This is a genomic window from Aerococcus sp. HMSC10H05 (genome assembly GCF_001806975.1).
Classification (GTDB): domain Bacteria; phylum Bacillota; class Bacilli; order Lactobacillales; family Aerococcaceae; genus Aerococcus; species Aerococcus viridans_B.
The window spans coordinates 44,779-59,699 of record NZ_KV786945.1 but is presented as its reverse complement, the minus strand read 5'-3'; the positions used below and the strand labels follow the sequence as shown (position 1 = coordinate 59,699).

Annotated in this window: 12 protein-coding genes; all 12 read left to right on the top strand. The window is 39.9% G+C overall.

The features are described 5' to 3' along the window. Window positions 1-145: 145 nt before the first annotated feature. The 12 genes from pth to HMPREF3116_RS00295 all read left to right on the top strand — a co-directional run bounded on the left by pth (window position 146) and on the right by HMPREF3116_RS00295 (window position 14,872). A complete protein-coding gene (gene pth / locus HMPREF3116_RS00350; protein ID WP_070466811.1) occupies window positions 146-709 on the top strand; it encodes an aminoacyl-tRNA hydrolase in 564 nt (187 codons plus the stop codon). A gap of 22 nt (window positions 710-731) precedes the next feature. After that, the gene (gene mfd / locus HMPREF3116_RS00345) at window positions 732-4,433 is read left to right on the top strand and encodes a transcription-repair coupling factor (RefSeq protein WP_070466810.1); all 3,702 of its coding nucleotides are present in this window, start codon (window positions 732-734) and stop codon (window positions 4,431-4,433) included. Window positions 4,434-4,469: 36 nt separating this feature from the next. After that, window positions 4,470-6,128: a putative polysaccharide biosynthesis protein gene (locus HMPREF3116_RS00340; RefSeq protein WP_083272694.1), complete on the top strand. Its 1,659-nt coding sequence runs from the start codon at window positions 4,470-4,472 to the stop codon at window positions 6,126-6,128. 181 nt (window positions 6,129-6,309) lie between these two features. Continuing rightward, the gene (locus tag HMPREF3116_RS00335) at window positions 6,310-6,588 is read left to right on the top strand and encodes an RNA-binding S4 domain-containing protein (RefSeq protein WP_070466808.1); all 279 of its coding nucleotides are present in this window, start codon (window positions 6,310-6,312) and stop codon (window positions 6,586-6,588) included. Between the two features lie 95 nt (window positions 6,589-6,683). Continuing rightward, window positions 6,684-7,130 carry an FtsB family cell division protein gene (locus tag HMPREF3116_RS00330; RefSeq protein WP_070466806.1) on the top strand — a complete coding sequence of 149 codons (447 nt, stop codon included), beginning with the start codon at window positions 6,684-6,686 and terminating at the stop codon, window positions 7,128-7,130. A 95-nt stretch (window positions 7,131-7,225) separates the two neighbouring features. Continuing rightward, a complete protein-coding gene (locus tag HMPREF3116_RS00325; protein ID WP_070466804.1) occupies window positions 7,226-7,786 on the top strand; it encodes a S1 domain-containing RNA-binding protein in 561 nt (186 codons plus the stop codon). Window positions 7,787-7,944: 158 nt separating this feature from the next. Continuing rightward, window positions 7,945-9,393 (top strand): tRNA lysidine(34) synthetase TilS, encoded by a 1,449-nt coding sequence (gene tilS, locus HMPREF3116_RS00320; RefSeq protein WP_070466802.1) that lies wholly within the window; start codon window positions 7,945-7,947, stop codon window positions 9,391-9,393. A gap of 196 nt (window positions 9,394-9,589) precedes the next feature. After that, a complete protein-coding gene (hpt, locus tag HMPREF3116_RS00315; protein ID WP_070466801.1) occupies window positions 9,590-10,141 on the top strand; it encodes a hypoxanthine phosphoribosyltransferase in 552 nt (183 codons plus the stop codon). Between the two features lie 79 nt (window positions 10,142-10,220). Continuing rightward, the gene (gene ftsH / locus HMPREF3116_RS00310; protein ID WP_070466799.1) at window positions 10,221-12,380 is read left to right on the top strand and encodes an ATP-dependent zinc metalloprotease FtsH; all 2,160 of its coding nucleotides are present in this window, start codon (window positions 10,221-10,223) and stop codon (window positions 12,378-12,380) included. 217 nt (window positions 12,381-12,597) lie between these two features. Continuing rightward, window positions 12,598-13,473 carry an Hsp33 family molecular chaperone HslO gene (hslO, locus tag HMPREF3116_RS00305; RefSeq protein WP_070466797.1) on the top strand — a complete coding sequence of 292 codons (876 nt, stop codon included), beginning with the start codon at window positions 12,598-12,600 and terminating at the stop codon, window positions 13,471-13,473. A gap of 76 nt (window positions 13,474-13,549) precedes the next feature. Next, a complete protein-coding gene (locus HMPREF3116_RS00300; RefSeq protein ID WP_070466796.1) occupies window positions 13,550-14,482 on the top strand; it encodes a PLP-dependent cysteine synthase family protein in 933 nt (310 codons plus the stop codon). A 36-nt stretch (window positions 14,483-14,518) separates the two neighbouring features. Beyond that, a complete protein-coding gene (locus HMPREF3116_RS00295; RefSeq protein ID WP_070466794.1) occupies window positions 14,519-14,872 on the top strand; it encodes an ArsR/SmtB family transcription factor in 354 nt (117 codons plus the stop codon). Window positions 14,873-14,921 lie beyond the last annotated feature (49 nt).

Sequence of the window (14,921 nt, the reverse complement as noted above, 5' to 3'; positions counted from 1 at the left end):
AGATGAGTTCCCGTACAGGTTTTTGTGTGTTAATAAGTGTGCACGATTAAAATGAACATCGATATAAATCATGTAAAAGATCATTAAAATGAGAAATCAATATGAGATAAAACTATACGGAACTAAGACTAAGGAGATATTAAGAATGAAATTAATCGTTGGATTGGGAAATCCTGGTAAAAAATATGAGGGTACACGTCACAATATTGGATTTATTGTTTTAGATGAATGGGCATATCAACACCAAGAGTTATTTAATAAAACCGGATTTAAAGGAGAATATTTTGAAACTTTCATGAATGATGAAAAAATTATTTTTCTTAAACCAACAACTTTTATGAATAATTCTGGAGAGGCTGTTAGAGCGGTTGCCGATTACTATTCGATTCCAGTTGAAGATATTTTGGTCGTATATGATGACTTAGATATGGATCCAGGGAGAATTCGTTTACGGCAAAAAGGGTCTGCGGGTGGTCATAATGGGGTTAAATCATTAATTGCCCATCTTGGAACAGACAAAATTCGTCGTATTAAATTAGGGATAGGACATCCAGGAAAAAGTGGAACGGTTGTTCATCATGTCTTATCTAAATTCCCAAAAGAAGACCATACCCAAATGTTAGCTGCTACGCGTTCAGCTGTTGAAGCGATTGATTACTTGTTAGCTGGTCATACTTTTGAAGAAACCATGACCAATTTTAATCACTAGCCAATAAGAAGGAGGAGACCGCTTGGATTTACAAACATTTTTCTTGCAAGAAACACAGAATGAATCATTTAAACAAGAAGCCAAAAAGGGACAGTCTGTCCTTTATTTAGGTCTTCAAGGTGCAAGTCGCGCGTACATGGCCAAAACATTGTTAAGTTTGGCAAATGAGCAAAAAGTAGTGATTGTTACCAACAATCTATTACAAGCTGATCATTTTTATAATGATTTACAAAATGACTTTGACGAGGACGAACTACATCTATTTAATGTGCCTGAGTCTGTAGTAGCTGACTGGGCGATTGCCAGCCCAGAGGCTTTGGCTGACCGGTTAACGGTGTTAAAATGGGCCAGAGACCCCGAGGCAACTGGTGTCTTAATCACGCCTATGTTTGGCCTTAAACGCTTATTGACGCCGCCAGAAATTTGGGACAATACCCGCTTACAGGTGAAATTAGGGGACGAATTAGAACCAGCTAAATTGGTCCAACGTTTATTGCATCAAGGGTACCAACGGGCTGAAATCGTGATGACACCAGGAGAAGTGAGTCAGCGCGGGGATATCGTCGATTTCTATCCTTTAAATGCAGCCTATCCAGTCCGAATATCGCTTGGTTTTGATGAAGTGGAACGTATTTCTACTTTCGATCCCAATACACAAAAGTCGTTGCAAGACCAAACATCTATTCAGATTCAACCATCGCAAGAATTTATCGTTTTACCAGAACAATTACAGGCACAAGCAGATGCTTTTAAGCAACAAATGTCTAAATCACTTACTAAAATTAAAGATGAAGTTGTACGTGATTTGGCAACAGCTGTGGTCAATGATGAAGTTTCGGCCTGGAAGAATGGGGAAATGACGGAAAATTCCAAATACTTCCACCGTTATATGTATCCAGAAACAACAACACTTCTTGATTATATTAGCGATCAAGCCTTTCTTATTTTGGATGACTATGCCCGTTTAATTCAAGAAGAAGCGAACTGGGCCAATAATACAGAGATGTATTTACAAACTATGGTCGAAAGGGGACAGTTACCGGCACAAGTTCAAGTATATGATGACTTTAAAAAAACCATCCAAAACTTCAAAGGTCGAAAATTCTACTTTTCACTTTGGCAGCAGGGGTTAGGGTCGCTAAAATTTGATGGTCTCTATCAGTATCAAACAAGAATGATTACCCGATTTTATGATCAAATGGATGCTTTGAAAATTGAATTAACAGCCTGGATTCGTACTGGACGCACAGTGGTTATCATGTTGAAAGATAAGGATCGGGTAAAGGAAGTTCAAGCTATTTTACAAGAAATAGATGTGGCAGCTGAAGCAACCGATGAGGGGAATATATTTGCCAATAAGGTGAATTTAATTGCTGGAGGCTTATCAGGATCAATTGAATTTGTCCAAGAACGACTGGTTTTATTAGCAGAAGCGGATATTTTTCATATACAGAAGAAACGACGTAAAGCGAAGAAACCGCTGATTTCAAATGCGGAACGTATTAAAAATTACCAACAATTAGAAGTGGGCGATTATGTCGTTCATGTAAATCATGGGATCGGGCGCTATACCGGGATTGAAACCATCGAATTCGCTGGTACACACCAAGATTATTTAACGATAGTATTCGCAGACCAAGCAGCAATTCATGTGCCCATTGATCAGATTGATCTGGTTCAAAAATATGTCTCCGCTGAGGGGAGAGAACCCAAGTTAAATAAAATGGGCGGTAGCGAATGGGCTAAGACAAAACAGAAAGTATCTAGCAAGATTGAAGATATTGCAGATGAATTGATAGACCTATATGCCTCACGTGAAGCACAGAAAGGATTAGCGTTTGGTCCAGACACACCTGAGCAGTTAGCGTTTGAAAATGCCTTTCCATATTCAGAAACCGATGACCAAATTCAATCAATTGCAGAAATTAAGAAAGACATGGAATCTGAGAAACCGATGGACCGCTTACTGGTTGGAGATGTTGGTTTTGGGAAGACGGAAGTCGCTATGCGAGCTGTTTTTAAAGCTTTGATGGAAGGTAAACAAGTAGCCTTCTTAGTGCCTACAACTGTTTTAGCACAACAACATTATGAAACATTTGTGGAGCGATTCGCGGATTGGCCATTTGAGATAGGCTTATTATCTAGATTTAGAAGCAAAGCGCAACAAAATGAAACAATTGCTGGTTTAAAAAAGGGACAAGTAGATATTGTGATTGGTACCCACCGTGTGCTATCTAAAGATGTCGAATTCCTGGATTTAGGGTTGTTGGTAGTGGATGAAGAGCAGCGCTTTGGAGTGAAAGCTAAAGAAAAACTGAAAGCTTTAAAAGCGAATGTGGATGTCTTAACCCTAACCGCAACACCAATTCCTCGGACATTGAATATGTCTATGTTGGGCGTTAGGGACTTATCGGTTATTGAAACACCACCTGCCAACCGGTATCCTGTCCAAACCTTTGTAATGGAGCAAAATTATGGCGCGGTGAAAGATGCGATAGAGCGTGAAATTGCCCGTGATGGTCAGGTATTTTATCTCTTCAATAACGTTGCGCAAATCGAAGAAAAGGCTGCCCTTATTAATGAACTGGTGCCTGAAGCTAGAGTAGCCATTGCTCACGGTCAGATGACCGTAGTTCAATTAGAAAATGTCATGATGGACTTTGTTTTAGGTGAATTTGATGTGTTAGTGACAACCACAATTATAGAAACTGGAGTAGATATCCCAAATGCGAATACCTTACTGGTTGAAGGTGCTGATCGGATGGGGCTATCGACTTTATATCAATTGCGGGGTCGGGTAGGTCGTTCAACTCGGATCGCCTATGCCTACTTTATGTACCGCCCAGATAAAATGCTATCTGAAGTATCAGAAAAACGCTTGATGGCCTTGCGTGATTTTACAGAATTAGGATCTGGCTTCAAAATCGCCATGCGTGACTTATCTATTCGTGGTGCGGGGAACTTATTAGGGAAGCAACAACATGGTTTTGTCAATTCTGTCGGATTTGACCTCTATTCACAGATGTTACGTGAAGCAGTTCAACGTAAGCGCGGGGTTTTACCAGCTAAGCAGACGGCACCGGTGGAAATTTCCTTATCTATCGATGCCTATATTCCACAAAGCTATATTCATGATGAGCGACAAAAAGTTGAAATCTACAAACGTGTAAATGCTATGACAAGTGTAGATGAGATGTGGGATCTAGATGATGAATTAATGGACCGGTACGGTGAACCGCCAGTTGAAACACAGCTTTTATTACAAGTGGGAACGATTAAATCAGCAGCAGATAAGATTGGTGTTACAAGTATTAAACGCATCACTAAAAGTAATACAATTGAAGTCCTTTTCCATGATGATTTAGACCAAAAAGTAATGACACCAGCAATATTTAAGGCTTTAGAAGATAATCCTTTCCGTTTAGCAATGAAGCAAGTAGGTTCGGCTTTATTAGTTAGTCTTGGACTCAATAAGTTATCTACTGAAGAATGGTTGGATTACTTGCTACAATTCATGACCCAATTGGCTGATAATGAAAATATTGTCCAAATGAAAGCTGATCAACTAGCTAAGGAAAAGGCAGAATATGAGAAAGCCCAAGCTTTGAAGACGGCACAAGAAGAAATGGCTAATAAGGCAGCTGTAGATGCAAAAGTGAAAGCGGCTGAAAATGATGCGAATGCGACGAAACTTTCGGATGAGCCAGGTCAAGTAGGTGACTAGATAGTGAAAAATGAAGATAGAAATCAGGAGAAGCGAATGCAGGCATTAGAACCAACAACTGGTCAACATGCTATGCAAGGAGCTGCCGTCCTAACAGTAGCAGCGCTGATTGCTAAAATGTTATCTGCTATCTACCGTGTACCACTCCAAAATCTAGTTGGAAATGAAGGTTTTTATGTTTATCAGCAAATATATCCTATCTATGGTATTGGGATGACTTTCGCCTTAAACGGCCTGCCTTCTTTTATCGGTAAGCAAGTTGCCTTAGTCCAAAGCGACCAGAAACAAACAAAAACGCTGCTTAAAGGCTATGCCCTTATTATTTCGATTTTTGCCCTGATTTGTTTTGCCCTTGTTTATTTTGGGGCAACTCAGATCGCTTGGATGATGGGGGATAACTTATTAACGCCAGTCATCCAAAGTGTATCTTTTATGTTCTTATTCATGCCAGGCCTATTACTGACAAGAGGTTTTATGCAAGGTCGTAATGAAATGATACCGACTGCTATTTCGCAAGTTGTGGAGCAATTTGTTCGTGTAGCGTTTATTTTAACAGTAGCTTTTTTATTTGCTCGGATGCAGGCTAATGGACAAAATCCGGATGTCTATCAAATGGGATTTTGGACTATGCAGTCTGCTTGGATTGCTGCTGGCGCAGCCAGTTTAGTGATGGGATATTATGTTTTAAATTACCGTGAAAAAGCGATGTATCAAGATTTCTTAGGGGGACATTACGGTTTAAACCAAGATGTTTCAACACATAGTACAACAAAACTCACTTTGGGGAAATTGATCAAAGATTTTGTCACAGAAGGTTTTGTCATTTGTTTTTTCTCGGCTCTTTTAATTTTTTACCAACTTATTGATGCCTTTACCGTTTATGCCCAACTTGTTGATAACGGCATAGCTATAGCGCTAGCCAAAGATATGAAAGGGATTTATGACCGAGGTCAACCAATTGTTCAACTCGGTATGGTAGTTGCCACATCGCTTGCCACTTCCTTTCTACCGACCCTTGCCTTAGTGAAAAAGGGCGAACATAAGCAAGCTAGCGAATTTGAACTTGTCAGCAGGCAATATTTACGAGTGACGTTATTTTTTGCCATATTGATTACGGGCGGTTTGATATCGATTATGCCACAATTAAACCATTTCCTATTCGCTAGCACTGATGGGTCTACGGTTTTAATGGTTTATGTGCTGATGATTATATTTGCCAGTCTTGTACTGGGACAAAATAATATACTCCAAGCCCAAGGTCAGTGGGCTAAGTCCGGGATAGCTTTTGTCATGAGCATGTTAGTGAAAGGAATTGCTACACCTATTTTAGTTGACTGGTCAAAAACGACAGGAGCAGCTTGGGCAACTAACCTCGCTTTAGTCGTTATGGTGATTTTACTAGATAAGATGTTGCCTAAAACGTTGCGCTTAACGAGTTGGGGGCGTGTCGGTATAAAAACGGGCTTGTTAGCGGTATTGATGGTTGTGATGAACTTTATCCTGGCTCATTTATACCAGCAAGTCCTCTATATACCAGTCACTCGACACTTAGAGGCGGTATTAATGGTAGGGCAGATTATCCTAGGGCTATTGATTGTTTGGTTATATTTACGTAAGGATCCAATATTAACCGAATCTGAATGGCAGACCTTGCCAAAGGGAGACTTGATCTGGCATTTATTAAAGGGCAATTGATATCGGTTAGTTAGTATGCTTTATAATTAACATAGCTAAAAAGATTCGCTTAATCATAAATGCTTAGTTAAAAACATGATATACTGAACTTGTGTTAGAAATGACTGGTTTTCTTGTATCGTGTTAAAAAGAGAGTATGTAAATTCAAAATAAAAAGCGTATAGAATAAAGGAGCAAAATTTTGCGATTAGATAAATTTTTAAAAGTGTCCAGAATTATAAAAAGAAGAAGCGTTGCTAAAGAAGTTGCAGATAAGGGCCGGATTACCATCAACGGTCGACTAGCTAAATCAGGAACAGATGTCAAAATTGGGGACGAGCTAGTGATTACATTTGGTAATAAAGATATGACTGTTCGTGTAGATGATTTGAAAGAAACCACAAGAAAAGATGAAGCTGAGCATATGTTCACTATTGTTAGCGAAGAATACCACGAAGACCAAGAAAAAGGTGGTTTTTAGACTGGATTTATGATGGCGCTAGCATTGAATTATTGTTATACTATTTAAGTATATGATTGATAGGTTCAAGACAACCATAGAAAGGGGTTTTTGCTATGCGGCTAGAAGATCGTCTTGACCGTGACAGCAAAAAAGTGACATCATTAGCCGAACACCGTAAAGCGAAAACCAAGAAGTGGTCAAGAAAACCCAAGACCACAGCTGATTGGATTACTTGGCTTGTTGTGGGGGTTTTCGCTGTTGTGACTTTAGGTTGTGTATCAACTGCTTATGCAGCGCATAAAGACCGGCAAGCTGTCGAAGAACAAATTGCCTTAACTGAAGATGAGATTGCAGGTGAACAAAAGGCAATCGATACCTTAAGTCAACAAGCTAGCTTATTAAAAGATGATGAGTATGTGGCGAAATTAGCACGATCACGTTACTACTTAAGTAAAGATGGTGAGATTATTTTCAGTGTGCCTGAAGATAACGCATCTAAACAAGCAGAAATTTTAAATAAGGCTTATTTACAGCAAAATAAAGAAAATAATGATGAATAAATCGTGCTAACAAGGTAAACTAGAGATAGCTTTACTCATCCGGATAAAAGGCTATTTACCGGATGGAAGAATTTCAAGGAGGATATTTGGGATACATGGCAATTGAAGTAGGAAATAAAGTTACCGGAAAAGTTACAGGGATTACAAAATTTGGTGCGTTTGTTGATTTAGGAGAAGGCAAAAATGGTTTAGTCCATATCTCTGAAGTAGCTGAGGGCTTCGTAAAAGATATTAACGATGTCTTATCGGTTGGAGATGAAGTAACCGTTTTAGTGACCAATGTAGCTGATGATGGTAAGATTGCGCTGTCAATCCGTCGTTTAAATGCTGATGGTACAAGTAAGCCAGCGACAGCAAACCGCGGACGTAATGATGGTGGCGGTCGTGCCCGTGGCAACCAAAACTTCCGTAAAGATGACAACCGGGATGACCGTAGTGGTGGCTATCAAGGAAAAGCAAAAAATAATCACCATTCGGCTGGTCGTTCTAATTTTGCTGGTGGCAATTCATTTAAGTCAAACGCTGGCAATAAAACAGGAACAAGCGATTTCGATAGCATGATGTCATCATTCTTAAAAGAGTCAGATGATCGTTTAAGTTCTCTAAAACGTAATACTGAAGGTAAACGCGGTGGCCGTGGAGGTCGTCGTTCCTAATATTAAACGAATAGGGTGTGGCAAATGTTGTTACCCTAGCGCTTGGTGTTGACACTTATTGAAAGGGTCTGTGGCAATTTGCTGCAGACCCTTTTGGCATTAAATGATAAAGGTAGTAAATGTTGAAAGAAAATATTTATTGAAGGGGCAATGGGTGGATGACTGAAAATGTATTGAAAATTGTACGTGATTGGACCTTAGCAACGAAAGAACGATTGAAAAAGAAAATTCCAGCAGATTATGTCCCAATCGATGGTCAAATCCCCTTTTTATTGGCTGTTTCTGGTGGCGTAGATTCTATGGTGCTACTAGATGTTTTTGACCGGTTAAGTAAACAGGGGTTGGTTAATTTTTCAGTCATTCATATCAACCACCAGATACGTAAAGAGTCAGATGCTGAGCAAGATATGGTTGTTGCGTATTGTGAGCATCGGGGGATTCCTATTCAAGTGGTTGCTTGGGATCATGAGGACCCTGAGAATCCAAACCGATCAGAATTGGCGGCACGTGAATTCCGATACGCAGTATTTCAGCGCATGATGGTCTTGAATAAGACACCATTTTTAGTCACTGCCCACCACCAAAATGACCAAGCTGAAACAGTATTGATGCGGCTAGTGCATGGTGGTCGTTTGAAGAGTATCGCAGGTATCCAACCTTATCGTCCGATTCAGTTGGATAAGGGGATGCAGTCGGGCTTTGTTCTCCGCCCCATGTTGACTATTGAAAAAGCGGACTTATACGACTATGCAGCTTTGTATAACTTAGATTTTAGTGAAGATCAATCTAATCAAGATTTAGCCTATACCCGCAACCGATTTAGGCAAACATATATACCGGAATTGGAGGCGGAAGATGGCGCCTTGATTGATCATTTAGGTGAATTTGCTATGGCTGCTCAAGCGACCAACCGCTTTGCGGATGCTTATATGGACCAGATTTTACAAGCTATTCTGGTAAAAAAAGATGATGTATGGCAAGTAGATCTAAGAGCTTTTTCGAATTATGATTTTTCAGAGCAAATCCTGTTGTGGCAGCGGTTGTTTGATAGAACGAAGATTGCTCATTTCGCTACTTTTAGTCAAGACGGGTTTAAGCGGATGGTGGCTTTCTTACAGCGTGATAATGGCCAAGGTGAGTGGCGGTTGCCGGGAGGCTACCGCTTAGTCAAAGTGTATGATACGGCGTATATTCTGCCTGGTGGCCGGTCGGATTTTTTGGCTAGTGGTAGTACGAGAGAAAAGGCTGGGCAGACTTTAAACTGGCAGGACTGGGTAATAGTAGGCGACCAAATCAAACTAGGTTGGTTTGATGAAGCTAAAGCGGATGAGTTCTTGGACCAAGGAGCCGTCTTATTGGCTACTGTAGATGTTGATGTTAGTTTGACAGTGCGTAATCGCCGTCCCGGAGATTTTATCCGACTATCCAATGGTCATAGGCAAAAGTTGAACCGCTTTTTAATCAATGAAAAAGTCCCGTCTGGTATTCGAGATGCTCTATTTGTGTTAGCGGATAGCAATCAAGAGGTGTGGGGCCTCTTTTATAAGGGAGAGGTCTTATATGGGAATCGAACAGGTTCGGGGACTAAAGTATTCGTAAAATTTTAAGGGTTTTTGACGTAATTGTTGGAGAATAGTGTTAAGATTGATATAATACTTTTCGCTTACTGAATGATTTTAGGGTGGTTTTTCTGCGCTAGGGCGTCCAGGTTTGGGTGAGTAAATTTAATTAATTGCTATTAAATTAAGTTATTTGCTAAAATAACTTAGAATTATGTGAAATAAAATGTGGAGGATTATAGGCATGCATAAGGATGTAGAGGAAATTCTAATTCCGACTGAGAAAATTGCGGAACGAATTCAAGTATTAGGTGAGGAGCTAACAGCAGATTACCAAGATAAAAACCCGATTGTGGTGGCTATTTTAAAAGGGTCTGTCTTGTTCATGACTGACTTAATTCGTGCAATGGATATTAATTTACAAATTGATTTTATGGATATATCTAGTTATGGTGGTGGCGTTGAGTCATCAGGTCAGGTAAAGATCTTGAAGGATTTAGACGCGGATGTGTCTGGTCGTCACGTGATTATTGTTGAGGATATTGTGGATACAGGGAATACTTTGGCGAAAATCCATGATTTGTTCCAACACCGTAATGCAGCTAGTGTGAAGGTGGTTACTTTATTAAATAAACCTGAACGCCGTACTGCCGAAGTTTCAGTGGATTATGTTGGTTTTGAAATCCCTGATAAGTTTGTAATTGGATACGGTATGGACTTTGATGAAGAGTACCGCCAACTGCCTTATATCGGTATCTTGAAGCCTAGTGTTTATGCACATTTATTCCATAATTAGTGAGTTAATTTATTGATACCTATTTTTACTATTTATTTACAGGCTGCTTTAAGAACAACAATTAGAATGGGGAAAATGAATGCAACAAAAGAGACCTAACAGACCAAATAGAAATACTTTCATTAGAAGTGGTTTGCTGTGGCTGATTTTGTTTTTTGCTTTGATGGCATTGGTAAGGTCACTAACAAGTGATTCTACTGGTGGTTCCACTGAAGAATTAACACAATCAGAATTCATTCAAACACTTTCTGATGGAGATGTAGATAGTTTCTCAATCCAATCCAATGCTGGGGCTTATGAAATCCGTGGTACTTATAAGGATTCGGATGGGGAACCGAGTGAATCATCCTCTTCAACGAGTGATGGAATTCCAATTTTTCAAGATTTACAACAAAGTTCAGCTTCTGAGTTTGTTGTAAATGTGTTGCCAAATGATAATACAATCCGAACGATTACAGACGCAGCAACATCTACAAATACAGAAATGACTACTTTAGAAGAAGACCAGTCTGGTATGTGGTTGAGCTTAATATTTACTGCTGTACCGATTGTTTTCTTTGTTGTAATTATGTATATGATGTTCAGCCAAAGCCAAGGTGGCGGTCGAAATAATCCAATGTCTATGGGTAAATCGAAGGCTGTTGATCAATCGAAAAAAGAAGTGAAAGTGCGTTTTTCTGATGTCGCTGGTGCGGATGAGGAAAAACAAGAGTTAGTCGAAGTGGTGGACTTCTTGAAAGATCCACGAAAATTCCAAGCACTGGGAGCTCGCATTCCAAAAGGTGTGCTTTTAGAGGGACCTCCTGGTACCGGTAAGACTTTGATTGCTAAAGCAGTAGCTGGTGAAGCTGGCGTGCCTTTCTATTCAATCTCAGGTTCTGAGTTTGTGGAAATGTTCGTTGGTGTTGGGGCTTCTCGTGTTCGTGATTTATTTGAAAATGCGAAGAAGAATGCACCATCAATTATCTTTATCGATGAAATCGATGCTGTTGGACGCCGTCGTGGTGTCGGTCCAGGATCAGGCCATGATGAACGTGAGCAAACTTTAAACCAATTATTGGTTGAGATGGATGGTTTCTCTGAGAAAGATAATGTCATTGTAATAGCCGCAACTAACCGCTCAGACGTCTTAGATCCTGCCTTATTACGTCCCGGTCGCTTCGATAGACAGGTATTGGTTGGGCGTCCGGATGTTAAAGGACGTGAAGCAATCTTGAAAGTACATGCCCGTAATAAGCCATTCGGTCCAGGGGTAGACTTGAAAGTTCTTGCGCAACAAACCCCAGGCTTTACTGGTGCGGAACTTGAAAACTTATTAAACGAAGCCGCGCTAGTAGCCGCTCGTGTAGATAAGCAACAAATTGATATGATTGATATTGATGAAGCACAAGATCGAGTAATTGCGGGTCCAGCTAAGAAAGACCGTGTGATTTCTAAGGTAGAACGTCGGATGGTTGCTTACCATGAAGCGGGACATACCATTGCTGGTTTAGTGCTAAGTGATGCGCGAGTGGTACACAAAGTAACGATTGTACCGCGTGGTAAAGCCGGTGGATATGCTATTATGCTTCCTCGTGAAGACCAAAACCTATATACAACTAAAGACTTGCGAGAACAAGTTATTGGTTTACTAGGTGGACGTGCTGCTGAGCAACTTGTTTTTAATACACAAACCTCTGGTGCTTCTAATGACTTTGAACAAGCAACTGGTATTGTTCGTGCAATGATTACTGAATATGGTATGAGCTCGGTTCTTGGTCCAATTTCATACGAAGGTAACCACTCAATGCGCGGAGCCGATACAGGTTATGCACAAAGTAAATCTTATTCTGAACGTACTGCTGGTCAAATTGATGATGAAGTACGCAAGTTTATGGAGGATTGTTTGGAAGAAGCAGAAAGTATTTTAGCTTCTCACCGTGAACAATTAGATGTGATTGCTGAGAAATTACTTGAACTTGAAACGTTAGATGAACGTACAATTCGCTCATTATTTGAAACAGGTGAAATGCCTGAACCACTTGATGGTGAAGAAGAACATGAATCTGAAGCAAAATCTTTTGAAGAAGTTAAAAAAGACTTACAACGTGGTGCTGAACACCGTCAATTACGCAATGATGACAGGTCTGAGGAAGCGACTTCAGAAGAACAAACAGAAGCTGTAGATGATGTAAATAATGATTCTGATGGTGACGATAAGAATGATCATCAACGTAATGCGCATATCAATCAAGATTAAGTAAGTACTGTGTACGCTCGTATACATTAGTGAAATTTTAATTGATGAACTTTAGAACCTCCGATGCTAAAAATCATCGGGGGTTTTTCAAACCTTATACGGTTTACTTTTTTAAATGAATATATTTTCACTGTTTAGTAAATTAGGTTAGAATGGTAGTTGAATAAGCGACAAGCGAATAATGCGTGCAAAAACACGTGGTAATGGAGTGAAGTAAATGACAGATAAATTAATTAAGGCAGTAGCCTTTGATGGTGAAGTACGGATCACAGCGGTAGATGCTACAGGTGTTGTCCAAGAAGCACAGGAGAAACACGATACTTGGTCTGCTTCAACGGCAGCACTAGGCCGTACCTTAGTAGGGACATTGATGATGGGGTCAGATATAAAAGATGATGCAAAAATTACTGTGCAAATTAATGGGCATGGCCCAGCTGGAAAATTGGTGGCAGTTGCGAATGGACAAGGAAAAGTGAAAGGCTATATTCAACAGCCACATATTAGCTTAGAACCAAATGACCAAGGAAAAATTGATGTACGCAAAGCTGTTGGGACAGAAGGGCTTTTTACCGTAACAAAAGACTTAGGTTTAAAAGAGCCTTTCTCAGGTCAAGTACCAATCGTTTCTGGTGAAATCGCAGAAGACTTCACTTACTATCTAGCCTATTCTGAACAGACACCATCAGCTGTTGGTTTGGGTGTCTTAGTAGATATAGATGAAACAGTTATAAATGCTGGTGGGTGGATGATTCAATTGATGCCAGGCGTAACTGAACCATCGATTGAGGCAGTTGAAAAAGCAGTAGCTGAGACACCACAAGTTACAGAACTATTATCAGACGGTTTCACAGCTAAAGATATGATCAATCGTTTACTAGGTGAAGAAAATGTTAAATTCTTGGATGAACGTGACGTTCAATTCTACTGTGATTGCAATAAAGACCGATTTGCAGATGGTTTAGCTACCTTAGCTAAAGAAGAAATTACAGCGATGATTGAAGAAGATGGTGGTGCAGAAGTAGTTTGCCAATTTTGTAATAAAAACTATCAATTCACGGTTGAAGACTTAAAAGTGATTGAAGACCAAGCTTGAGGATTGGATTTTCTATAATAAAGAAATTTAACCAGACGATGAAAAGTATTTTACAGAGAAAGGTTTGAGCTAGAAGATGGAAGTTACAAATGATATGAGTCAATTAATTGGAGAAACACCTCTAGTAAAGTTACAACGATCAGTACCATATAAAGCCGCACAGGTATACGTGAAACTCGAAACAGCTAACCCAACTGGCTCAATCTATGATCGTGTTGCCTTAAATATGATTGAAGTAGCAGAAAATGAAGGTCGCTTACATGCTGGCCAACAAATTGTGGTTGCCACCACAGCTGAAGTTGCAGCTTCTTTCGCCATGTTGGGTGCCAGCAAAGGGTATGATGTTAAAGCTTTTGTGCCAGATTCCATATCACAACATGACTTGACAGTCTTAAAGGCCTACGGCGCACAAGTACAATTGGTAGCTGGTGGCCAAGGTGTTGTAAAGGCCATGCCACAAGCTCGAGCTTATGCTGAAGCAGGGAACTACTTATTTATTGATGTATATGACGATGATTCAAATGCTATAGTCCATGAGAAAACAACCGGACCTGAAATTATTGAGGCGTTGAATGGTGCACCAGATGCTTTCGTTACAACAATTGCAACTGGTGGGACAATGACCGGGATTGGTCATGCCCTCAGACAAGAAAATAAAGATATTCAATTATATGCGGTTGAGGATAAGGCCGCTAAATTCCTGTCTGGAGAAGTGGCTAAACCAAGTGCTACTACTGGATTTAATCCAGGTTTACTACCCTTAAATTTAGATACTACGCTATATGACAATATTGTAGCCATTGACCTAGCGAAAGCTAAAGAAACGAGTCGTTTATTAGCGATTAATGAAGGCTTGCTGGTAGGGCCAGCGGGGGGAGCAGCTGTTGCAGCAGCCATAGCAGTGGCTAAAACCCTAGGCCAAAATAAAAAAGTAGTTGCTGTCATACCTGATGACGGTAGACGGTTTGTGGCTGAAGGTAACTTTAACTTCAACGTGAATAATAATTAATGATTGGTAAATAATTAAAAGTGAAAGGAGGCTTTTATGAAGGAAGCAGAAAAATATCTTGAGAACCAACAAGCACATGAAGAGCCGGTTGCACCTGAACAAATTCAACACCTAAGTAAAATGTTTAAAGCTTTGGGCGATCCAACAAGATTACGCATTTTATATTTATTGGGTAATGGAGAAATGATGGCCACTAAAATTTCAGAAGCATTAGGATTGGAACAGTCTGCGGTTTCTCATCAATTAAAGAAACTATTTGATTTACGCTTGGTAAAAAAACGCAAAGAAAGAAATACGATCATTTACAGCCAAGCAGATAGTCATGTGCTACAAATATTAACAGATGCCTTCACTCATATAAAAGAAGACGATTCAGGGATGGAAGGATAAGCGAGACCCATCATATTTAGGTTTTCAACAACTTGAAAATTTGATACAA